This is a genomic window from Rhizobium sp. P2_G2 (assembly GCF_056403555.1).
The window spans coordinates 149674-170364 of record NZ_JBFUFF010000002.1 but is presented as its reverse complement, the minus strand read 5'-3'; the positions used below and the strand labels follow the sequence as shown (position 1 = coordinate 170364).

The 20691-nt window shown below is 60.2% G+C and carries 23 protein-coding genes; 8 read left to right on the top strand and 15 right to left on the bottom strand.

Features of this window, described 5'->3' with window-relative positions; translation table 11 throughout:
* Window positions 1-9: 9 nt before the first annotated feature.
* Window positions 10-816, top strand: a complete 807-nt coding sequence (locus AC1D06_RS03190) for a phosphate/phosphite/phosphonate ABC transporter substrate-binding protein (protein WP_477984940.1) — start codon at window positions 10-12, stop codon at window positions 814-816.
* On the opposite strand, the gene AC1D06_RS03185 is transcribed toward AC1D06_RS03190, so the two are convergent.
* The 6 genes from AC1D06_RS03185 to rph all read right to left on the bottom strand — a co-directional run bounded on the left by AC1D06_RS03185 (window position 798) and on the right by rph (window position 5309).
* Complete coding sequence (locus tag AC1D06_RS03185; protein WP_477876097.1) at window positions 798-1796, bottom strand: fatty acid desaturase; 999 nt, start codon at window positions 1794-1796, stop codon at window positions 798-800. The two genes, AC1D06_RS03190 and AC1D06_RS03185, sit on opposite strands and share 19 nt — an antisense overlap.
* 196 nt (window positions 1797-1992) lie before the next feature.
* On the bottom strand, window positions 1993-3180 hold the full coding sequence (hemW, locus tag AC1D06_RS03180; RefSeq protein ID WP_477876238.1) for a radical SAM family heme chaperone HemW: 1188 nt from the start codon (window positions 3178-3180) through the stop codon (window positions 1993-1995).
* The gene (locus tag AC1D06_RS03175; RefSeq protein WP_477876096.1) at window positions 3177-3821 is read right to left on the bottom strand and encodes a non-canonical purine NTP pyrophosphatase; all 645 of its coding nucleotides are present in this window, start codon (window positions 3819-3821) and stop codon (window positions 3177-3179) included. Before AC1D06_RS03175 ends, hemW begins: the two co-directional genes overlap by 4 nt.
* Window positions 3822-3832: 11 nt before the next feature.
* Entirely contained in the window at window positions 3833-4138 is a 306-nt protein-coding gene (locus AC1D06_RS03170; RefSeq protein WP_477876095.1) for an antibiotic biosynthesis monooxygenase family protein, read from the bottom strand.
* A gap of 28 nt (window positions 4139-4166) precedes the next feature.
* A complete protein-coding gene (locus AC1D06_RS03165; protein WP_477876094.1) occupies window positions 4167-4583 on the bottom strand; it encodes a VOC family protein in 417 nt (138 codons plus the stop codon).
* Window positions 4584-4592: 9 nt separating this feature from the next.
* Complete coding sequence (gene rph, locus AC1D06_RS03160; RefSeq protein WP_477876093.1) at window positions 4593-5309, bottom strand: ribonuclease PH; 717 nt, start codon at window positions 5307-5309, stop codon at window positions 4593-4595.
* A gap of 143 nt (window positions 5310-5452) precedes the next feature.
* On the opposite strand from rph, the gene hrcA reads away from it, so the two are divergent.
* The 3 genes from hrcA (at window position 5453) to grpE (ending at window position 9358) form a co-directional block, all read left to right on the top strand.
* A complete protein-coding gene (gene hrcA / locus AC1D06_RS03155) occupies window positions 5453-6508 on the top strand; it encodes a heat-inducible transcriptional repressor HrcA (protein ID WP_477984938.1) in 1056 nt (351 codons plus the stop codon).
* Between the two features lie 222 nt (window positions 6509-6730).
* Window positions 6731-8542 (top strand): M10 family metallopeptidase, encoded by a 1812-nt coding sequence (locus tag AC1D06_RS03150; RefSeq protein WP_477876091.1) that lies wholly within the window; start codon window positions 6731-6733, stop codon window positions 8540-8542.
* 204 nt (window positions 8543-8746) lie between these two features.
* The gene (gene grpE, locus AC1D06_RS03145; RefSeq protein WP_477876090.1) at window positions 8747-9358 is read left to right on the top strand and encodes a nucleotide exchange factor GrpE; all 612 of its coding nucleotides are present in this window, start codon (window positions 8747-8749) and stop codon (window positions 9356-9358) included.
* Window positions 9359-9412: 54 nt separating this feature from the next.
* Here grpE and ybaK read toward each other — a convergent pair whose 3' ends face one another.
* Both ybaK and AC1D06_RS03135 read right to left on the bottom strand, forming a co-directional pair.
* On the bottom strand, window positions 9413-9886 hold the full coding sequence (ybaK, locus tag AC1D06_RS03140; protein WP_477876089.1) for a Cys-tRNA(Pro) deacylase: 474 nt from the start codon (window positions 9884-9886) through the stop codon (window positions 9413-9415).
* A gap of 30 nt (window positions 9887-9916) precedes the next feature.
* Window positions 9917-10267 (bottom strand): arsenate reductase, encoded by a 351-nt coding sequence (locus AC1D06_RS03135; RefSeq protein WP_477876088.1) that lies wholly within the window; start codon window positions 10265-10267, stop codon window positions 9917-9919.
* A gap of 159 nt (window positions 10268-10426) precedes the next feature.
* Here AC1D06_RS03135 and AC1D06_RS03130 point away from each other — a divergent pair, with 159 nt between their 5' ends.
* Window positions 10427-10945 carry a methylated-DNA--[protein]-cysteine S-methyltransferase gene (locus tag AC1D06_RS03130; protein ID WP_477984936.1) on the top strand — a complete coding sequence of 173 codons (519 nt, stop codon included), beginning with the start codon at window positions 10427-10429 and terminating at the stop codon, window positions 10943-10945.
* On the opposite strand, the gene AC1D06_RS03125 is transcribed toward AC1D06_RS03130, so the two are convergent.
* A complete protein-coding gene (locus AC1D06_RS03125; RefSeq protein WP_477984934.1) occupies window positions 10937-11539 on the bottom strand; it encodes a 2'-5' RNA ligase family protein in 603 nt (200 codons plus the stop codon). The genes AC1D06_RS03130 and AC1D06_RS03125 overlap by 9 nt on opposite strands.
* Window positions 11540-11791: 252 nt before the next feature.
* Here AC1D06_RS03125 and AC1D06_RS03120 point away from each other — a divergent pair, with 252 nt between their 5' ends.
* Window positions 11792-12355 (top strand): methylated-DNA--[protein]-cysteine S-methyltransferase, encoded by a 564-nt coding sequence (locus AC1D06_RS03120; protein WP_477876084.1) that lies wholly within the window; start codon window positions 11792-11794, stop codon window positions 12353-12355.
* Between the two features lie 52 nt (window positions 12356-12407).
* On the opposite strand, the gene AC1D06_RS03115 is transcribed toward AC1D06_RS03120, so the two are convergent.
* From AC1D06_RS03115 to AC1D06_RS03105, 3 genes are all read right to left on the bottom strand, one after another.
* Window positions 12408-13769, bottom strand: coding sequence for a M10 family metallopeptidase C-terminal domain-containing protein (locus AC1D06_RS03115; RefSeq protein ID WP_477876083.1), 1362 nt, complete (start codon window positions 13767-13769; stop codon window positions 12408-12410).
* 341 nt (window positions 13770-14110) lie between these two features.
* Window positions 14111-14623 carry a GNAT family N-acetyltransferase gene (locus AC1D06_RS03110; RefSeq protein ID WP_477876082.1) on the bottom strand — a complete coding sequence of 171 codons (513 nt, stop codon included), beginning with the start codon at window positions 14621-14623 and terminating at the stop codon, window positions 14111-14113.
* Window positions 14624-14626: 3 nt separating this feature from the next.
* On the bottom strand, window positions 14627-14920 hold the full coding sequence (locus tag AC1D06_RS03105; RefSeq protein WP_477876081.1) for a type II toxin-antitoxin system TacA family antitoxin: 294 nt from the start codon (window positions 14918-14920) through the stop codon (window positions 14627-14629).
* 302 nt (window positions 14921-15222) lie between these two features.
* Here AC1D06_RS03105 and AC1D06_RS03100 point away from each other — a divergent pair, with 302 nt between their 5' ends.
* Both AC1D06_RS03100 and AC1D06_RS03095 read left to right on the top strand, forming a co-directional pair.
* The gene (locus AC1D06_RS03100; protein WP_477876080.1) at window positions 15223-16047 is read left to right on the top strand and encodes a bifunctional allantoicase/(S)-ureidoglycine aminohydrolase; all 825 of its coding nucleotides are present in this window, start codon (window positions 15223-15225) and stop codon (window positions 16045-16047) included.
* Between the two features lie 34 nt (window positions 16048-16081).
* Window positions 16082-16498 (top strand): SRPBCC family protein, encoded by a 417-nt coding sequence (locus AC1D06_RS03095; protein ID WP_477984932.1) that lies wholly within the window; start codon window positions 16082-16084, stop codon window positions 16496-16498.
* A gap of 47 nt (window positions 16499-16545) precedes the next feature.
* On the opposite strand, the gene AC1D06_RS03090 is transcribed toward AC1D06_RS03095, so the two are convergent.
* From AC1D06_RS03090 to AC1D06_RS03080, 3 genes are all read right to left on the bottom strand, one after another.
* Window positions 16546-17445 (bottom strand): alpha/beta fold hydrolase, encoded by a 900-nt coding sequence (locus tag AC1D06_RS03090; RefSeq protein WP_477876078.1) that lies wholly within the window; start codon window positions 17443-17445, stop codon window positions 16546-16548.
* A gap of 78 nt (window positions 17446-17523) precedes the next feature.
* Window positions 17524-17838, bottom strand: coding sequence for an EthD family reductase (locus AC1D06_RS03085; RefSeq protein WP_477876077.1), 315 nt, complete (start codon window positions 17836-17838; stop codon window positions 17524-17526).
* Between the two features lie 225 nt (window positions 17839-18063).
* On the bottom strand, window positions 18064-20547 hold the full coding sequence (locus AC1D06_RS03080; protein WP_477984930.1) for a DEAD/DEAH box helicase: 2484 nt from the start codon (window positions 20545-20547) through the stop codon (window positions 18064-18066).
* Between the last annotated feature and the right edge of the window lie 144 nt (window positions 20548-20691).

Sequence of the window (20691 nt, the reverse complement as noted above, 5' to 3'; positions counted from 1 at the left end):
GGAGTGCCGATGGCCCGCGCCAGCCTTGCCATGTACGATTCTTTGCCACCCGTCCGGGCGGCCAATATTCGGCTCTGGCAAGGTATCCGCGACCGTCTGCGCGCCGCGGGATTCGAGGCGCCGGAGGCGCTCGATTTCGAAACCGAGCACGACGATGTCTGGCTCAAGCCGGACGTCGTGCTGGCGCAGACCTGCGGCTATCCTTACGTTTCCTATCTCAAGGGCAAGGTCAGGCTGGTGGCGACGCCGGCCTATGACTTTGCCGGCGGCGAGGGGACTGAGCGGGTCAGTTTTGTTATCGTGCCTGAGGCGAGCAAGGCGCAAGGCCTTGAGGACCTGCGCGGCAAGGTCGCGGCGATCAACGATTGGGGCTCCAATTCCGGCATGAATCTGTTTCGCGCCGCGCTGATGCCGCTGGCGAAAGACGGCAGGTTCTTCTCCGTCGTCAAAATCACCGGCGGCCACCTGTTTTCCATCGAGGCCGTGCGGGCGGGCGAGGCCGATGTCGCTTCGATAGACACGGTCACCTGGGGCATGCTCGACCGGCACCGGCCGGACATGCTGTCCGGTGTCCGCATCCTCACCGAGACCCCCAGCGGCCCCGGCCTGCCTTTCATCACCCGATTGACGGCCTCGGACGCCGAGGTCGATGCCCTGCGCCGGGCAATCGCCGACACGATCGCCGATCCGGCCTATGTCGAAGCCATGGCTGCACTGGGCCTGAAGCGTATCGAGATTCTCGGCGACGATGACTATGATCGGCTCGACGCCTATCGCCGCGAGGCCGAGCGGCAGGGCTATCCGATCATCGCCTGATCGTTCTGCAGTTCCGGCAGGTCCGTTCCAGCCACCGTCGTGGGATGATGGGGGTGGATGGGTTCATGATGCGCCTTGAACAGATAGCGCCGCGCCACGTCGAGATAGCCGTTATAGACGAGGCCGCCGTTCATGGTCAGAAAGGCGTCACGATTGGCCCTGTAAAGGCCGGGGATCTTGTACCAGGCGAGTGCCGGCTTCGTGTGATGCACGATATGCAGGTTATTGTAGAGGAAAAGCAGGCCGAAGGCCGGCGAATTCTCGACGATCGCCGTCCGCTCTTCTTTGACGCCGGCATATTGATGCTCGGCGAAGGACCGCAGCCGCGAAAAGGCGATTCCCGCATAGAGGAAGGCGGTCAGATAGATCCAGAGCGGCATGCCGCAGACCGCAAGCACCCAATAGAGCACGGCAGCGCAGCCGATCAGATGCAGGAACCAGATGCGGGCATTGCGAAAATCGCCGCGCGCGACATGCAGGACTTCATGGCCCCAGAAGGTGGCGAGCGACACCAGCGGCCCGATCAGCAGCCGGCCGGCCAAGGTATTGTCGGTCGTGGTGATCAGCCGGCCGACAGCGCCGGTGCGATGCCAGGCGTCGCCGGTCAGGTAATAGGATTCCGGGTCCTCGATCGGATCGGTGAGCCATTCGTCATTGTGATGTTTGAGATGGGCGCGCTTGTAGAGCGCGTAGGGTAGCCAGAGCGCGATCGGGAACCAACCGATCAGGTCGTTGACCTGGCGAAAGCGGGTCGGGTGTCCATGCAGCACCTCATGCTGCAGCGAGCCGTGCCAGGCCAGCAGCCAGCCGCCGGCGATAACGAGCACGATATAGGGTACGGAGGCCCAGAAATAGGTGAGCAGGAACCAGGCCGTATAGATAAGAACCGCGAGAAAAAGGGTGGGCCATTCGACCGCGAAACGGGATTTCTTTTGCCGTTTCGCGATCGAGCTCGGATCATCGAAATGAATCGTCGCCATTGAAATCCGCGAATGTCAAAATCAGGTTCTGAACGCGGAGAGCAAATCGTCCTGGCGCTACCTTATGTATAGATATATGCGGCCAAGCTTGCGCGGCGGTCAAGAGGCCTGACGGGTCGCTTGCAAAAGAAATCGATGATTTTGGTAGATTTTCGTCAAATCGCTGTTTCCGTGGTGCTTTTGCCGCACTGAAATTTCATTCGGAGGCGAGGTCGGCGACCACCGCATCAAGCACCAGCATGCCGGCCTGGGTGCAGCGCAGCCGCGAATTGCCGAGCCGTTCGAGGAGGCCGTGGCCGATGAGAAAATCTTCTTTCTCGACCTCGATCGACCGGCCGGAAAGTGCGCTCCAGCGTGCCAGATCGAGACCCTCGCGCAGCCGAAGCCCCATCAGCAGCATTTCGTCGGCCTGTTCGTCGCGGTCGAGGCTGTCATTGTCGACCATGCCGTGACCTTGCGCCTTGACCGTCTCCAGCCAGGCTTCCGGATTGCGCTCGGTGGCGGTGGCAAATTTTCGTCCGCCGGAGGTCAGCCGGCCATGCGCGCCGGGTCCGATGCCGGCATAGTCACCATAGCGCCAGTAGGTGAGATTGTGGCGGCTCTCCGCGCCCGGCGCGGCGTGATTGGAAACCTCATAGGCCGGCATGCCGGCGGCCTCTGTCACCTCCTGGGTGATCTCGTAGAGCCGGGCGGCTTCGTCCTGGTTAGGCAGTACGATCTTGCCATTCTTATGCAGGCCGAAGAAGGGCGTGCCCTCCTCGATGGTCAACTGATAGAGCGACAGATGATCGACGGCGTAGGAGATGGCCTCCTCGAGTTCTCTGACCCAGTCCTCCGCCTGCTGGCCGGGTCGGGCATAGATCAGGTCGAAGGACATGCGCGGAAAGATGTCACGTGCCAGCTTCACGGCCTTGAGCGCATCCTCGACATTGTGCAGCCGGCCGAGAAAGCGCAAATCTGGGTCGTTGAGCGCCTGGACGCCGAGCGAGACGCGGTTGACGCCGGCGGCACGGTAACCGCGGAAGCGCTCGGCCTCGACGCTCGACGGATTGGCTTCCATGGTGATCTCGATGCCATCTGGCACATGCCAATGCCGGGCAATTGCCGAAAGAATCGCGTCGACCGTCTCCGGCTTCATCAGCGATGGTGTGCCGCCGCCGAGGAAGATGGAGGTGACGGTGCGCGATCCCGAGATCGACCGCATCGCCGCCATTTCCCGAAGGAAGGCGGCAACGAACGCCTCCTGATCCACCGGCTGATGGCGGACATGGCTGTTGAAATCGCAGTAGGGACACTTGGCCGCGCAGAACGGCCAGTGGATATAGACCCCGAAGCCTGGTTCGCCGGTATCCGGCAGCAGCGGCGCATTGATGTCCAAGGTCAGATGTCCAGTCCGGTTTCGACGAAGAGCTTGAAGGCGCGGGCGCGGTGCGATAGCGCCGCGGCGTCGCCCGGCTTCCAGCCATGCTTCGCATCGGCCAGCATTTCGCCGAAAGTGATGTCATAGCCGCTCGGCTGGAACACGGGATCGTAGCCGAAACCGAGATCGCCGCGCGGCGGCCAGACGAGATGGCCCTCGACCTCGCCCCGGAACGTCTCGGTATGGCCATCCGGCCAGGCAAGGCAGAGCACGCTGACGAAACGGGCGGCGCGCTTGTCCGGCGTCGAAGCCCCCTTCTCCTGCAGCGCCTTTTCCACCTTCTCCATCGCCATGCGGAAGTCACGGCTGCCATCCTCGCGCTCGGCCCAATTGGCGGTATAGACGCCTGGCGCGCCATCCAGCGCATCGACGGCAAGCCCGGAATCGTCGGACAAAGCCGGCAAGCCGGAAGCCGTGGCCGAAGCCAACGCCTTGATCCGGGCATTTTCCTCATAGGTCGTGCCAGTCTCGTCAGGCTCTTCGAACCTGAGATCGGCGGCCGACTTGGCCTCGAAGCCGAATGGTCCGATCAGATCGCGAATCTCGCGGATTTTGCCGGCATTGTGGCTGGCGACGACGATGGTCTTGGTGTCGAGCTTGCGCATTCGCTGTTCTCTCAGGCCTCTTCTATCACGTCATAATGCTGCACGGTCGCATCGTAATCGATCAGCGCCGCCACGGCACCCGGCTCTACGACCGCTTTGCCGATCTCGTCGCCGGCAAAGGCGCGGATCGCCTCAAGATCCTTCCAGCGCGTCAGCACCAGAAATTCGATGGTGTCGCCGAGCGGGCGCCGGCTGAGATGCGCGCCGACGAAGCCGGGCAATTGGCGCAGTTCCGGCAGCACATTGTTGCGGAAATGCGCCGGATAGGTCTCCGGACTGGACGCCGATGCACGGCCACGCCATTCGCGTATGATCATCCTGTCCTCCTGCCGGCCGACAAGTCTGTCAAATGATGTTCCAGATCCGGGCTTCAGCGAATTCCAGCGAATTGCCGGCCGGATCGCGGAAATAGATCGAACGGCCACCCTGTGGCCATTCGACCACGGATTCGATCTCGATGCCGGCCGCCGTCAGCCGCGCGGCCCATTCGTCGATCTCGTCGGATGTGGCGCGGAAACAGAGATGGCCCTGCCCATGCGCCCCATGCGGCGGCACCGGCAACTGACCTTCCTTGTAAGGAATGATCGTCTCGGCTGGATTGAAGATCAGGAGCACGCCTGGGCCACAGCGGAAGAACACATGCCGGTTGCCAAACCGCCCGATCTTCTCCAGTCCGAGAATGCGCTCGTAGAACGCCTCCGCCGCATCGAGGTCATCGACGTAAAGTGCCGATTCCAGAATTTGCGACGGAGCCTTGTTCATCGTCTCATCTCAGGCGATCGCCTGCTTCTGCATTTGCACGAGGTCGCTGATACCCTGCTTGGCGAGACCCATCAGCGTCAGCAGTTCTTCCTCGGAAAACGGTGCGCCTTCGGCCGTGCCCTGGATCTCGACGATGCCGCCCTTGCCGGTCATGACGAAGTTGGCATCCGTCTCGGCCGAGGAATCTTCGAGATAATCGAGGTCCAGGACCGGCTGATTGGCGAAGACGCCGCAGGAGATCGCTGCCACATGATCCTTCAACGCCTTCTCGACCTTGATCATGTTGCGGACTTCCATCCACTTCAGGCAATCATGCAGCGCGATCCAGCCGCCGGTGATCGAGGCCGTGCGCGTGCCGCCATCGGCCTGCAGCACATCGCAATCCACGGTGATCTGGCGTTCGCCAAGCGCGGTGAGATCAACGATGGCGCGCAGCGAGCGGCCGATCAGCCGCTGGATTTCCTGGGTGCGGCCGCCCTGCTTGCCGGAGGTCGCCTCACGCCGCATGCGATCACCCGTCGAGCGCGGCAGCATGCCATATTCAGCAGTGACCCAGCCCTTGCCGGAATTGCGCAACCATGCCGGCGGCTTTTCTTCGACGCTGGCCGTGCACAGCACATGCGTGTCACCGAACTTCACCAGGCACGAGCCTTCGGCATGCTTGGAAAAGCCGCGTTCGAAACTCACCTTGCGCATTTGGTCTGTTTTACGCCCGGATGGCCGCATATTCGGAACTCCTTGGAATGTTGAGACGCGTATTAAGGCGCGTTAAGTCTTTTTGCAAAGGAAAAGGGGCGAATTTCCTTTTGCGTACCCGCTTCGAATCCTTATATTTCAGGCATGAGTTTGATCGATGTGATGGAAAAGGAATGAAGGCGCTCGACGACCGCTCCAGCGAAATCTTCCGACGCATCGTCGAAAGCTATCTCGGCACCGGTGAGCCGCTCGGTTCACGCTCGCTGTCGCGTGTGCTGCCGATGTCGCTGTCGCCGGCGTCCATCCGCAACGTGATGAGCGATCTCGAAGAGCTCGGCCTCATCTATTCGCCGCATGTTTCCGCCGGCCGGCTGCCCACCCAGCAGGGCCTGCGATTCTTCGTCGATGCCTTCATGCAGGTCGGCGCGCTGTCGGAAGACGAGCGCCGTCAGATCGACCGGCAGATCCGTCCGGCCGACCGGGTGGGTTCGGTCGAGAACGCGCTCAATGATGCGAGCCAACTGCTCTCGTCGGCCTYGCGCGGCGCCGGCCTGGTGATCACCGCCAAGAGCGACACGCAGCTCAAGCATGTGGAATTCGTCCGCCTGTCGCCGGACAAGGCGCTTGCCATTCTGGTCGGCGACCGCGACGAGGTTGAAAACCGTATCATCACTCTGCCGGCCGGAACGACCTCGTCGCAATTGACGGCGGCGGCCAATTTCCTCAACGCGCATATGTCCGGCCTGACATTGGGCGAGGCGCTGGAGCGGACCGAAAAGCTCAAGACCACAATCCGCTCCGAGCTCGACCAGCTCTCCGGTGAACTCGTCGACAAGGGGCTCGCTATATGGTCGGGTGGCACTGAAGATGGCCGGCCGACGCAGCTGATCATTCGCGGCCGTTCCAACCTGCTCGAAGGGCTCGAAGGCATGGAGGACCTTGACCGGCTGCGCATGCTGTTCGACGACCTCGAAAAGAAGGAATCGCTGAGCGACATCCTCAATCTTGCCGAAAGCGGCCAGGGCGTGCGCATCTTCATCGGCTCGGAGAACACGCTGTTCTCGCTCTCCGGCTCGTCGCTGATCGTCGCACCTTATCGCAATGCCGAGGACCGCATCATCGGCGCCGTCGGCGTCATAGGCCCGACCCGACTCAATTATGCGCGCATCGTGCCGATGGTCGATTATACCGCGCAGCTGATGTCGAAACTCAATGGACAGGCGCGCTGACGATCCGGAAAATCTCCGACATTTTTGCTTTTACATTGACTTTTGGGCAGAATTTCAGTATTTTCTAAATATAAATTCCCGCAGTTTGTGATTGTCAAGCTACGGAGAGCCTTCCATTTCTGGTCTATATTTTGGTGATGCAAGCAACGCGCCGATTTCGGTCGGCGCGGGCGGAATGACGCGTCAACTTCGTCAGTCATGCGTTCGGGGGAGGGCATTGCGATGCAGACCATTACCTTTTCGGAACAGGACTTCGGTTCCTTCGACCCGATCTACAAATGCAAGGTCAACATCATCCAGTTCCACGGCCAGATCGTTGCCGATGGCGCCCAGGTGACGTCGCCGGTGCTGGCACACGACACGACCTATATGGGGCCGGTGTCCTGGACGTTCAGCAATCCGGTCGATCGCGTCGAATTCGATGTCGGCTATTTCGACGATGTCGACACCACCACGGTCAAATTTTTCGACGCGGCGGGCAACCTGCTCGAGCGGTTCAAAAATGACCAGACCGGCTTCCAGCATTTCGTCTACAGCAACGCGGTCGGAATCGCGCGCGTCGTCGTCAACAACGACAAGAATGACGTGCAGGGCTTCGGCGTCGACAATATGTCGTTCCGCAATCAGCCGCCGCAGGTCAACCTGACCAATACGGACGACATCAACGGACTGCTCTGGGGCTGGAAATGGGATCACAAGGATCTCACCTATTCCTTCCCCACCAGTTCCGATGAATACACCCATAACGGCTACAAGGCGGTGACCGGCTTCGAGGCGATGAATGCGGACCAGCAGAGCGCTTGCGCCACCATCCTTGCCAATGTCCAGGGCGTGTGCGGGCTGACCTTCACGCAGACTGCCGACGTAAACGCCGATATTCGTTTCGGCGAGGCCGATACGATCGACTATTCGGACGGAAGCGGAGCCCATATCCCCGGCAGCCGCACGGCCGAGGGTAATCCTCCCGACCCGGCCAGGGCGACGGTCGGCTGGGGCGATTGCTGGTTCGTCCACAACACATACGACATGCCGACGGTCGGCAGTTTCGCCTATGCGTCAGGTCTGATGCATGAACTCGGCCACTCGCTCGGCCTCAAACACGGCCATGTAAGCCAGGGCGGTCACGGGATCACATTTCCGCAGCTTCCCGCGGATCACAATTCCTTTGAATATTCCGTCATGACCTATCATCAATATGTCGGCGACACGACCCGGGGCGACAGCGCGATCGACCATCCGACGACTCTGATGCAGGATGACATTGCCGCCCTGCAATATCTCTACGGCGCCGATTTCAGCTTCAACAATGGCGATACCGTCTATAGCTGGGACGACAACAACCAACTGCTGATCAACGGCACAGGGCAAGGCACGCCCGTCAATCATCGCGCCCTCCTGACCATCTGGGACGGCGGCGGCACCGATACCTATGATTTTTCCAACAAAACCGCGAATCTCACCGTCAACCTCAATGCCGGCGAAGGGTCGACCTTCGGGCCGCTCGCCGATCTCGGCGACGGCCATCACATGGCCCGTGCCAACGTCTACAATGCGCTTCTCTACAAAGGCAAAACCGCCTCGCTGATCGAAAACGCCACGGGCGGCACCGGCAACGACAAGTTCACCGGCAATGTGCTTGCCAATACGCTCATCGGCGGCGATGGCAACGACCGCCTCGACGGCAGCTATGGCAATGACATCCTGACGGGTGGCAACGGCAACGATGTCTTTATCTTCAGGACCCTTCTCGACGGTGTCAACAATGTCGACTCGATCACCGACTATACGGTCGGCAGCGATCTCGTTCGCCTTGAGAACAAGGTGTTCACTGCTCTCCCCGAGGGCGTTCTAGATCCCACGGCCTTCTTCGATGGTGCACAGGCGCATGACAGATCCGACCGCATCATTTATAACGACGCCACAGGTGCCTTGATGTATGACGCAGACGGCAGCAGGAACGGTGCGGCCGCCATCAAGTTCGCTCAGCTGTCGACAGGCCTTGCGATGACCAACACCGACTTCATCGCCATCTGAGCAGGTCCTCCGCATCGGCACACGGGCCGGCGCCAGCGCCGCCTCTATATCTCTGCGATCTCCGCAATAACCTGATTGCGACATCTGTCATGCGATTGCCATGCTCCATGCACTGGTAGGAATCTTCACCGAAACCCTTGATTTTTTCGCGCTAAACCTCGATATCCGCAGCAAATCACGACATACCAGTATGCGGAGACCGCCATGACGGATGAAAATAACAATGCGTATCAGACGGACGCCGACAATGATGTGAATGCGGCGCAGGGTGCCGATGGCCAGCCCGCCGTAGCGCCGGAGCCCGATCCGATCGATGTGCTGAAGGCCGAGAATGCCGATCTCAAGGACCGTTATCTCCGGCTCGCCGCCGAGATGGACAATCTGCGCCGCCGCACCGAACGGGATGTGAAGGACGCCAAGACCTACGCCGTCACCGCCTTTGCCCGCGACATGCTGGCGGTTTCCGACAATCTGCGCCGCGCGCTCGATGCCATTCCGGCCGAAGCGCGCGCCGGCGGCGATGCCGGCTTCGTGTCATTGGTCGAAGGCGTCGAGATGACCGAGCGCTCCATGCTTTCGGCTTTGGAACGCCACGGCGTCAAGAAAATCGCGCCCACCGGTCAGAAATTCGACCCGAATTTCCACCAGGCGATGTTTGAGATCCCGAACTCGGAAATCCCGGCCAATACCGTGGTCCAGGTCGTGCAGGATGGTTATGTGATCGGCGATCGCGTGCTGCGGCCCGCCATGGTCGGCGTTTCTAAGGGCGGCCCCAAGGCGGAAGCCCAGAGCGGCACACCGGAAACCGCAGCCTGATAAGGCACATTTTTCAAATGACCTCCTGGCCGCCTGGAGAAATATTCCCGGCGGCTAGGCGACAACAGATGCGAAAATCGCGCTGGCTGCCTTTACGGCCGCCTGCGGCGCCAGCTTCACTTGCAGCCCGCGCTGGCCGCCATTCATGAACACCAGATCATGCGCCATGGCTTCGGCCTCGAACACGGTCGGCACCTGCTTCTTCTGGCCGAACGGCGATATGCCGCCGACGACATAGCCGGTGGCCTTCTCCGCCGCGGCCGGCTTCATCATGTTGGCCGACTTGCCGTGGAAGGCGGCCGCCAGCTTCTTCATGCTGACTTCCTTGTCCGAGGGGATGACGACGCAGACCGGCTTGCCGTCCACCTCCGCCATCAGCGTCTTGAGCACGATCGCGGGTGAGACGCCGAGCGCTTCGGCTGCCTGGATGCCGATCTTGTCGGCATCGGGATCGTAATCATAAGTGAGCACTTCGAATATGGCGCCCGCCTTGGCAAGCGCGAGCGTCGCACGCGTGGATTTGGACATGATCGCCCCCCGATCGGCTATCGGTATGGATTAGCGCTGAAACAATGCAGCGTATATGTCCGGCTTGAATCCGGCGGTGATCCTGTCGTCTTCCACCAGCATCGGACGCTTGATCATCGTCGGGTTCTGCACCATCAGCCGGATAGCCTTGTCTGCATCCAGATCGACCTTGTCGGCATCGGGAAGCTCTTTGAAGGTCGTCGAAGCCTTGTTCAGCACCTTCTCCCAGCCAAGCTTTCTCACCCAGTTCTTGACCGTGCCGGCATCGATTCCCTCGGCGCGATAATCGTGAAAATCATAAGCGACATCGTTCGTCTTCAGCCAGTCGAAGGCCTTTTTCATCGTGTCGCAGTTCTTGATGCCGTAAATCCTGGCGGACATGCTTGTCTTCCTGTCTGTTTCTGCCGTCTCTATCAATCCACCTGCGGATTTGGAATATGAGATTTCCCTGGCGTCGATCAAATCGGGTGGCGACCGCGACATCTCGACTCTATCTATTGGCTGCCGCCATTCCCGAATGACCCGTTTTCCGGATTTCTCATGGCCATCAAAAGCCTTCAACTCTCCTCCATCGAAGCCGATCATGCGATCGGTCCGATACTGATCGTCTTGGACGGGGAGAAACTCGTCGCCCTCGATTTCGATTCTCCCGAAGGCCGTCTGCGTCAAATTCTGCAGCCGCGTTACGGCCGTGACCTCAGTTTCGAGGAAACCGTCTGTCTGACCCACATTGCCTCCGCCATCCATGCTTATCTCGACGGCGCCTTGGATGCGCTCGACAGCATACCTGTCGAGCCGGGCGGCACGTCTTTCCAGCGGCAGGTCTGGATGGCATTGCGCGCTATTCCAGCCGGCACGACATTGAGCTACGGCGAACTGGCTGCCCGGCTGGACAGGCCGAACGCGCATCGGGCCGTCGGATCGGCCAATGCGCTCAATCCCGTCAGCATCGTCATCCCCTGCCATCGCCTTGTCGGCAGCAACGGTGCCTTGACCGGCTATGGCGGCGGCATGGAACGCAAGCGCTGGCTGATCGACCATGAACGCCGCTCACGCTAGCGGCGGCCATTGCCAGAGGCTCTCGTGCCGGCATTCGCCGATATGGCTCCAGATGATATGGAAATCCCGCACCAGCCATCGCACCGGCGTTTCCAGCGATTGCCGCATCACAAGCTGTTCGGTGTAAAACAGCGTCAGATGCGGGGTGAATGTCCGTGTCGCTTCACTCTCGACACCCGGCTGGCTTTGGGCCGCGGCGATATTTTTCTGCAGTTCGATGAGGTAGCGATTTGGCTGGCTGCAGCATAAGATCAGCGCCTTTTTGTCATGCGGCCGCTGGAAGCTCATGATCTGGTCGAACGTCAGCATGAAGGGTTCGACCGCGACCGACGACAATTCCTCCTTCTTCGCAGCCAGATCCATAAGGGAGAACATGTTATGCATGCCCAGCCCTTGGAGCGTGACATGCGGCGGCCGAATCTCCTCGGCGACACCGAGGCGGCGCATGAAAACTCCGGCTATATCGGTCGCTTGTCTGGCCGCGGCAGCGGATGCCTGCAGGCCAACAAACAAATCCACTCTGGCCTTGAAACTTGGCGGCGGATTGTTGTCTTCGCCCCCGGTCAAATCGAATTCGAATTGTGCGCGTGACATTGGCATCTCCATCAGTTCGTTTGACGCCTTCACTAAGCCTCAAAAATACCGGCAGATCAAGAACAAAAAGAGAACAAATTGCTTTGACAAGGGCCGTGGTTTCGAGTCAAACTGATATACGCAGGCGAAGCCAAAGACGTTTCAGCTCGATGTGAGAAACCGCGAGAAATGCGCATTTTGTGCAAGAATCGGGTGGAGGCTGGAGGATTTGAGCACGATATATGGGGCATATCGAAACACGAGGGCTGAACCATGGCTCAGATGAATCAATTCTATCATGTCTTCGAAACCGCAGCCGGTTTCTGCGGGATCAGCTGGAATGAAAGCGGCGTCACACGCTTCCAACTGCCGACCAAAGCCGCGGAGTCCACGGAGAGACTGCTGCTGCGCCGCATCCCGACTGCCAGCCCCGCCACACCGCCGGCCGAGGTCATGGACACCATCGCCGCCGTGAAACGCTATTTCGACGGTGAAGCTGTCGATTTCTCCGGCGTGAGGCTCGATCTCGGCGAGCAGGACGATTTCTTCCGGCGCATCTATGATGCTGCCCGCCGCGTCGAATGGGGCCACACGACCACCTATGGCACGCTTGCCAGGCAACTCGGCGCCGGCCCCGAGGCCGCCCGCGATGTCGGTCAGGCGATGGCGAAGAACCCGGTGGCGCTGATCATCCCCTGCCATCGCGTGCTGGCGGCCGGCGGCAAGATCGGCGGTTTCTCGGCGCCGGGCGGCTCTGATTCCAAGCGGCGCATGCTGGAGCTGGAAGGCGTGGAGGTCACGCCGCCAAAGCCGGTGCAGCAGTCGCTGGCCTTTTGACGGCGGGGACACGTCTGCGTGACCGGGAAGCAGGCGTGTCGGCGACCACCTGTCAGAGAATGAAATCGTCCTTCGTCAACGCGATCGCACCATCGAGGTGAATGGCGAAATCGGCTTTCTTGTCACCGTTCGTGTCGCCATACACATAGGTGTCGGCGTCCTGCTCGACGAAACGCAGTTCGCCGACCTTGCCGGTGAAAGCCGCCGAACCGAGATAGGTGAAAGCCTGGTTTCCGGATATCTGCGAATTGGCGTCGATGGCCGAGAGAGCGATGTGATCGCCGTCTGTGCCCGAGAAATCGAGGATCGAATCCTGGCCGACAGCGGCAACCGTGCTGTCGGCCAGCGTCTTGAAGACGAAGCTGTCTGCCTGCGTGCCGCCGGTCATCGTGTCTGTGCCGAGACCGCCATAAAGGGTATCGGCACCCGCGCCGCCGGAGAGCGTGTCGTCGCCGTTGCGCCCTGACAGGACGTTGGCGACGTCATTGCCGATCAGGATGTCGGCGGCGGCAGCACCCCTGGCATTCTCGATGACGACAGAATGGGCAATGGTGTAGCCGCCGGTCAGTGTCTCGGATGTCGAAACCCAGCCGCCGCCGCCGATCTCGGCTTTGAGCGTGGCAGCGCGCAGGTCGATCTTTGCCCGGCTCTCGCCGCGATAGGCAATCGTGTCCGTGCCGCCGGTATCCCAGATGGTCGTGTAGCCGTGGTCGAAGTCGACATTGTCGGTGAACGTATATGTGTCGTTGCCGGTATTGTGGGCGCGCGCGCCATAGATGTGCTGCAGCGACGCGATATCGATCGCGCCATAGGAACCTGGCTGCGCATTGACCGGCGTGTCCAGATCCACGGCATCGGTGAACGGATTGTCCTCTCCCAGGAAGGGGAACGTATATCCCATGACGGTATAGAGCTGCGAGTTCAGGTGGCCGGTCCCGTGGTCTTCCGGATTGACCACGCCCGGAAGTTTCGGCCCCTTCGATACGTCATGCGGATGCTTCAGCCCGAGCGCGTGTCCCGTTTCGTGCAGCCATGTTTCGGAAAAGGTCCCGAGCTTGACGGCTGCCGCCGATCCCGCCACGTCGACATTGATGCCGACTGTCGAGTCAAGCGTGGTCACGCCCGGCGCCGGAACGCCCGATTCACCGCCGCCGCCTTCCACCAGCTTGAAGTTGATATTGCCCTGGCTGGCGACATGCTTGAAATTGAGGTTGGTGAAGGATTCGATGTTGGCGAGGATCTCGCGATAAAACGCCTTCCAGTCGCCCTCGTTGAAATCCGGAATACCGTTGCTGTTGATGTCACCGTCGGCGAAACTGTAGGTGACAGTCTGAGCGTTCCATGCTCCTCCATCGATCAAACCGTTCAATACCGGATTTTTGGAAAGAGCGACGGGTCTGTATGAATCGGCCATGAAATCTCGCTTTATGTCTGCATATAACGCCGGTTCCACCACGACTGTCTTCGTTGAGCAGTGGCAAACGGCGCTGCGGCTGGCATATTCCAAGCAAGCACGCGGCTGTCAATTCGAGCGGAGGCAAGCCTCGGAGAATCCTGCGTTAAACGGATAGGCGCTATGGGAGATTTTGATAGTGTCTGGCATGCCGCAAGTCTTGGTTTGGCGGCGACCTCGGTTTTGTCGTGTCTATCTCCTTATGCGAGGTCGACCCGACGCTCGATAAAGCGGCCGGGCGGAGGATGCCGTCCGCCTCCAGCATGCTCCCGTGCCTTCTCTTGACGTAGAAAGGCTCATGGCTAGTCAAATAGCTTTTGGATGTCCGCCATTGATCGGAAGAGCTTCAGAGGCCGATCCGGAAACGGCAGGAAACTTTCGCGCTCATAGAAGCGCTTGGCGCTCTCGTCCTTGGCATCGACAATGACCGCAAATGACGCGATCTCGCTCCGAACCGCGCGAAAGAGTGCGTCAGCCAGCAAGAACCGGCCGTAGCCCCTTCCTTGATATCTTCGGTCGACGGCGAGGCGGCCAAGCAAGGTCGCCGGAATCAGCGGGTAGCGTGGAATTTTCCGGACCACGGCTTCAGGCAATTCCGGTAGCTCAACCGCCGTCGACGACAATGTGTAATAACCTGCCACCGTCCCGTCGGACAGAACAAGGACGAACGGTGCCGCCATCTTCTTCTTGTAATCTTGTCCGGCCTGGGTCCTGAAATATCGGTCGAGCGGCTCCACGCCGCTCGAGAACCCAACACGGTCGTGCTGCGGGCCAAGAACTTCGACCCGAAGCCTATCGTCCAACCATTCTCCCATGAATTAGACGCCTGTTTTCTCGCGATAGCGGCGAATCGTGTCATGCATCCGGTCGTTGACAGGTTGAGGTTCGACCAGTGCGTCGACAAACGCTGTGGCGTCTCTCATGGAAAGTGTGAGATGCTGATATTCCTCGATTGCTCGTCGTGCGGCATCCTGAACGCTGGTCAGGACGAAGTCGGTCACGCTCCGACCCTGTAGTGCGGCAGCATGTTCGATGAGGCGTTTCTGTTCCAATGTCACACGCGTCTCAAGTCGCTCACTACGGACGCGGCCCGTTGCTTCACCTATAGCCATTTTCTCGATCTCCTAAAGTTTTGGAAAATGTACGGCCAATGGCCGGAAAAGGCAACTGCAGCATAAGACTGGCTTCAATGCATGCACCAAGATGCCATCGCGCATTGGAGCGAGATTTCCCGCAGAGCGACAAGGGCTGTCAAATTTTTGAAGCTATGTCAGGCTGGGGTGATTGTTTCAGCGCCGCCAACGACTGGACAAGGCCGTCGGATAGGGGCAAATCACACAACACTCTGTTCGCCACGGCCTAGCGCCGTCGAACGCCTATTGATGATGTGCACCATAGTTCGCGGAGTGCCAAAGTGACCAAACCGACCTATTTCGCGCCCAAGGGCGGCGCCCCGGCGCAGACTGATCTTCTCACCGGCCGTGCCGTCTTCACCGAAGCCTATGCAGTCATCCCGAAGGGGGTGATGATGGATATCGTCACCAGCTATCTGCCCTTTTGGAATGGCACGCGTCTTTGGGTGATCGCGCGTCCGCTCTCCGGCTTTGCCGAAACCTTCTCGCAGTACATCATGGAGGTCGCTCCGGGCGGCGGCAGTGAGCAGCCGGAACTGGATCCAGGCGCCGAAGGCGTGCTTTTCGTCATGGAAGGGGAAGTGACGGTCGAGCTCGGGGGCAACATACACGTGCTGCAACCCGGCGGTTTCGCCTTCCTGCCGCCCTCAAGCGGCTGGCGTCTCCACAATCGCGGTTCGGTTGCCGCACGCTTCCACTGGATTCGCAAAACCTATGAGGCCGTTCCCGGCCTGGACACGCCGGAGGCATTCTTCACCAATGAGCAGGATATTGCTCCGTCGCCGATGGCTGGGACAGAGGGGAAGTGGGCAACGACCCGCTTCGTCGACCCGCTGGACCTGCGCCACGACATGCATGTGACAATCGTCACCTTCGAACCCGGAGCTGTCATCCCGTTTGCGGAAACCCACGTGATGGAGCATGGCCTCTACGTGCTTGAGGGCAAGGCGGTCTATCGACTGAACCAGGACTGGGTGGAGGTCGAAGCCGGCGACTTCATGTGGCTGCGCGCCTTCTGCCCGCAGGCGTGCTATGCCGGAGGCCCAGGAAAATTCCGCTATCTCCTCTATAAGGATGTCAACCGTCACATGAGGCTGTCGCGCTGACTGCATTGAGCACGACGAGGCGAAAGGAAGCAGCATGACCACGGTCCGCGATGAAATTTCCATCGACGTCCCCGCAGCCTTTGCCTGGACCAAGCTGAAGGATGTATCCAGGACCCACGAGCTTTTCCCCGGCGTGCTCGTGGGGTCCTCGCTCGAGGGCGATATCCGCACGGTGACGTTCGCCAATGGCTCGGCCGTCCAGGAACGCATCATCAGTATCGCTGACGAGCTCAGGCGAATTGCCTATGCCGTCCTGGGCGGACGCTTTGAACATCATGCCTCTTCGATGCAGATCGAAGCCATCGACGCCGATCACTGCCGGTTCGTCTGGACCAGCGACTTTCTACCGGACTCGAGGGCTGAGACTGTCAGACCTCTGATGTCGTTGGGGTGTGCGGCCCTGAAGCGGGCGCTTGAACACGACAATGCCGATCACTCCTTGACCTCATAAGCGCAGCATGTCCGGCACTTATGAGGCGAGCTCGAATTCGTCTGCTTTCATGCTCCGAGGCTGACACGCGCGTCTGCATTCTGCTCTGTCAGAGACACGCCACAAACGTCGATGAGGATATTCGACAAGGCGGCCGGCTGTGACAGGAATGGCGAGTGGCTGCTTTCCAACGTGTGCGTCACCGTCTTGCCGCCGATGGCGGCGTCAACCGCCGCAATCATGTGGTCCTGACCTGTTACCGGAACCGCGCGATCCTGTGTGCAACGGATGTAATGGCGCGGCACCGTGCCAAATCTTTCGGGCGTGATTTCCGATGGAGCAAAGGCGCCAGCGTTCGATTCGTCGCAATGAAGTTGCGATGCCATATGGGCGGATTCGGCCTCCGACACGTCGCCGTAAAATGACGCTTTGAGCAGCGATCGATAGGCTTCGTCGGATGATCCAGGATTGATCCTGGTCGCACCAATGGCAACGGGGTCGCCGATGAACAGCAAAGGCGCAAGCGCTGAAGACATGGTTTCATGCTGAAGCATCGCCAGCAGCGGCATGCCGTTCGGCACCATGAAGGCGGCCAGATAGACGACCGCCAGAAGCAGGTTCGGAACCTCTTCCGCGACAGCTGAGATCGTCATTCCGCCCGCCGAGTGACCGACCAGGATGACCTTGTCGCCGCTTGACGCGGCTTCTTTCACCAGCGCGACGACTGCTTGCGTCCGCTCCTCCTGTGTCACGCCAGCCATCGGTGACGGCTCGGCGGCAAACGCCGCAGGGTCGAACGGGCGGGCGCCGAACGCTTTTGGCGCTACCGCATGGACCCCGGCGCCTGGAAGGTCGAGCGTCAAAGCCCCGAAGCCGTTGGCTTCGAGGATTGGCGTAACCTTGTCCCATGCCGAATGGTTGTGCCAACCACCGTGGACCAGGACAAAAACTGCTCTTGTTGCTGACATCTCAGCCCTCTTTATCTGATTTTACGATTCTTACGACCTGAACAAGCGGCTCTGCAGGGACGAGCAAAAGGAAGCCAGTCAAACGTCCCTATTGTCGAAGAGGAACATCTGCACGCCGGAGTCATCCGGCGCATAGAGACGGCGATCCGCGCCGGCCGCCTGTCCCTCCGGGCTTGCAAACGCAGTCTGGATCGCCGCAAGGTCGTCGAAATAAAGCGTTCCGATCCGATGAATTTTGGTGGTTCCGACCGGCATCGCGATGGCACCATGGCTGACCTCGTATTTCCTCAGACCAGGGATCTTCTTGGCGAGCGGCACGTGGATGTCGAAGTAATGACGGTCAAACGCTTCTACATCCCTGGGGGTTGGGTAAATCACCAGCATGCGGGCCATTGCAATTCTCCTTGTGTTTTGGACACACCAAGGACGACGCGACGACCGGAAACGGATCGCCACCTGCAAGATTTTTGGAAAATTATCTTGAAGTGCTTCAACGTGTTTGCCGCTCGGCTGCAACGGCTGACGCGGCTATTTGGCTGACTTGAAAGGCTGTATGTCGAACATAACCTGGCCGCGCCGAATCAGGGCGGCAACGCCCTGATCCGGCGAAGAAGGCCTTCACCCGTTCGCGCGTCGCAACCCGTTCGCAAGCGCCGAAAGCGCGTCGGCGAGCTGTTGGGCGGTTTCGCGTGGCGGCATCGGCAGCTTGAGGCTCTGTACGCCGGTTGCCGGATCGCGCTCGACCCAGGGATGCGGCTGGGCTTTGGGATCGTTGGCGGCCGCGAGAGCTGAAACCAATTGTGCGCCCACCTGGACCAGGGCGGACCACGGATCGGCCGCAAGGTTGCTCGGCGGCGCCACAGGCATGCTCGGCGGCGCGACATCGCCGTGATCGATGCCCGCCCCTGCCTTCACGTCTTGCTCGGATCCTGCATCGTCGGCAAAGCCGCCGGTGCTCCCGATTTCCTCCGCCGGCGTCACGGCCTCGCCTTCGCCCATGCGTCCGGTGACGTTCTCCACCTCTTTCATGAAGCGTGTGAGGCGCGAACCGCCCAACGAAATCTCGCCGCTGCCGCCGTCGAGAATTCCCGATGACAGCGAGCGCTTGAACGCCAGCACCGAAAGCATGCCTTCCTCGATCGTGCCCTTGGCGACGAAATTGATGATCCGCACGGGCTGTACCTGCCCCATGCGATGGATGCGGGCAATGCGCTGTTCCAGCACCGCCGGATTCCACGGCAGGTCCATGTTCACCAGGGTAGATGCATGCTGCAGATTGAGACCCGTGCTGCCGGCGTCGGTGGACAGGAATACCCGGCAGGCGGGGTCCCCCCGGAAGCGTTCGACGAGCGCCGGCCGGTTTTCCGATGCAATGCCGCCGTGGAAGCTGACATAGCCGAAGCCGCGTTCTTCGAGGCGCCTGATGACGATCTCATGGGTCCGCGTCCATTGCGAGAACACCACCGCCTTGGCCGTCGGCTCGGCAAACAGATCGTCGAACAGGGCTGCCAATTCGTCCGCTTTGACGCCGTGGTCGGTCTCCTGGTCGAGCAGATAGGTGCTGTTGCACGACATGCGCATGTTTTGCCGCGATGAGGTCAACCGCCGCTGATCCTTGTCCGACAGGAACCCGGTCTTGCGCCAGCGCTGCACGATTCTCGCCACGATATCGGCATTCTCCTGATGATAGAGCATCTGCATCTCTGTCATCGGCACCAGAAGGTTCTGGTCGAGGCGTTCGGGCAATTGCTTGAGCACTTCGGATTTGCGCCGGCGGACCATGATCGGCGCCAGCGTCTGGCCGATCTTATCGAGCTGGGTATAGCCGGTGACCCGCCCACCTTCGTCCTTGATCTGGTGCTCGTGCAGCAGCTTCCATGTCGGCCCCAGCCGATGCTGGTCGACGAACTGAACGATGGACACCAGCTCTTCGAGCTTGTTCTCAAGGGGCGTGCCTGTCAGCACGATGGCATAGGGACTATCGATGCGCTTCAGAGCCCGCGCCGCGATCGTGTTCCAATTCTTCACCCGCTGCGCTTCATCGACGATCACCAGGTCTGGCGCCCAGGCAGCGATCAGGTCGAGGTCGGGACTGAGCTTCTCGTAATTGGTGATCTTGCAGAAATCGTCCAGGCGATAATCAATCTGACGCTGTGCCCGGCCACCATTGATGACCCGCGCCGCATTCTCGCCCTGCCGGCCGGAAAACCGCAGGATCTCGCTCTGCCATTGATATTTGAGCGAAGTCGGGCAGATCACCAACACCCGTGCTGCGCCGAAATGCCGCGCCAGCAGTTCCATGGCGGCAATCGCCTGGGCGGTCTTACCCAGTCCCATATCGTCGCCGATCAACGCCCGACCGGACCGGACCGCGAATAGCGCGCCTTCGGCCTGATAGCGAAAGAGCGGCACTTTCAGAAGACTTCCGAGTGCCGGATCGGCAGCGCCGAGCGGAAACAGTTCTTCAAGTTTCGCAGCCCGGCGCTCCGCATCGCGCCTTCCGGCAATGAAATCGAGCGCATCGTCATAGGCACGAAACTCATGGTCCAGTATCGAGGCGGCGGCGAGGAAAGACTCGATCTCATTCAGCCTGTCGTCCAGCAGCATTCCGTCGTGATCGGTGTCGAACAGCATCTCGGCCGCCTCGATGAGCGCCTGCGGACAATCCGTACCGGCCCGGAAATGGATACGGCGCTTGCCGTCRTTGCGGAGATAGAGTTCAGAAAAAGCCGGGCGGTAGCCGCGCGCGAATGCAGCCTTGGCGCCGCGCTTCTTCTCCAGTTGAGCGAGGGTGAACTCGATATGTTTGCAGGTCCCCAATTCGCTCGTCGCATAATCGGGGCATGAGCAGAAATTGCCGCCCGGCCCCTTGCCCCGGATCACCACGCGATAGCTTGACTTGGAGGCCGGGTTGCTCACCCGGAATTCGGAGAAGAACGGTTCCTTGGTGAGATTCTCGAGCCCGAATGCCTGCTCGCGGCCAAACTGGCGGCGCAAGCCGCGTTGCCAGTCCACCGGCGACAAATCGGCGGGCGCGTGGGTCCGCGAGAGCTTTGGTTCCTTCGGCTTGGTTGCAGATTTGCTTCGGGGCTTGGACTTCATCGCGCTATCTTCCGTTCAGACCAGGTTTCTCGTGAGGCGTTGATCTCGCAGCCCATGGCAGATTGCAGGTCCGTCGGAGACGCCGTCAAAATTATCGGCCACCATCAGCACAAGGCGGTGATCGAAGCCGAAGCGTTAAAAATC

Coding starts and splice junctions, on each gene's coding strand:
- AC1D06_RS03190 (WP_477984940.1), top strand. CDS start 10: ATGGCCCGCGCCAGCCTTGCCATGTACGATTCTTTGCCACCCGTCCGG.
- AC1D06_RS03185 (WP_477876097.1), bottom strand. CDS start 1,796: ATGGCGACGATTCATTTCGATGATCCGAGCTCGATCGCGAAACGGCAA.
- AC1D06_RS03175 (WP_477876096.1), bottom strand. CDS start 3,821: ATGCGCAAGCTCGACACCAAGACCATCGTCGTCGCCAGCCACAATGCC.
- AC1D06_RS03170 (WP_477876095.1), bottom strand. CDS start 4,138: ATGATCATACGCGAATGGCGTGGCCGTGCATCGGCGTCCAGTCCGGAG.
- AC1D06_RS03165 (WP_477876094.1), bottom strand. CDS start 4,583: ATGAACAAGGCTCCGTCGCAAATTCTGGAATCGGCACTTTACGTCGAT.
- rph (WP_477876093.1), bottom strand. CDS start 5,309: ATGCGGCCATCCGGGCGTAAAACAGACCAAATGCGCAAGGTGAGTTTC.
- AC1D06_RS03150 (WP_477876091.1), top strand. CDS start 6,731: ATGCAGACCATTACCTTTTCGGAACAGGACTTCGGTTCCTTCGACCCG.
- grpE (WP_477876090.1), top strand. CDS start 8,747: ATGACGGATGAAAATAACAATGCGTATCAGACGGACGCCGACAATGAT.
- ybaK (WP_477876089.1), bottom strand. CDS start 9,886: ATGTCCAAATCCACGCGTGCGACGCTCGCGCTTGCCAAGGCGGGCGCC.
- AC1D06_RS03135 (WP_477876088.1), bottom strand. CDS start 10,267: ATGTCCGCCAGGATTTACGGCATCAAGAACTGCGACACGATGAAAAAG.
- AC1D06_RS03130 (WP_477984936.1), top strand. CDS start 10,427: ATGGCCATCAAAAGCCTTCAACTCTCCTCCATCGAAGCCGATCATGCG.
- AC1D06_RS03125 (WP_477984934.1), bottom strand. CDS start 11,539: ATGTCACGCGCACAATTCGAATTCGATTTGACCGGGGGCGAAGACAAC.
- AC1D06_RS03120 (WP_477876084.1), top strand. CDS start 11,792: ATGGCTCAGATGAATCAATTCTATCATGTCTTCGAAACCGCAGCCGGT.
- AC1D06_RS03115 (WP_477876083.1), bottom strand. CDS start 13,769: ATGGCCGATTCATACAGACCCGTCGCTCTTTCCAAAAATCCGGTATTG.
- AC1D06_RS03110 (WP_477876082.1), bottom strand. CDS start 14,623: ATGGGAGAATGGTTGGACGATAGGCTTCGGGTCGAAGTTCTTGGCCCG.
- AC1D06_RS03105 (WP_477876081.1), bottom strand. CDS start 14,920: ATGGCTATAGGTGAAGCAACGGGCCGCGTCCGTAGTGAGCGACTTGAG.
- AC1D06_RS03095 (WP_477984932.1), top strand. CDS start 16,082: ATGACCACGGTCCGCGATGAAATTTCCATCGACGTCCCCGCAGCCTTT.
- AC1D06_RS03090 (WP_477876078.1), bottom strand. CDS start 17,445: ATGTCAGCAACAAGAGCAGTTTTTGTCCTGGTCCACGGTGGTTGGCAC.
- AC1D06_RS03085 (WP_477876077.1), bottom strand. CDS start 17,838: ATGGCCCGCATGCTGGTGATTTACCCAACCCCCAGGGATGTAGAAGCG.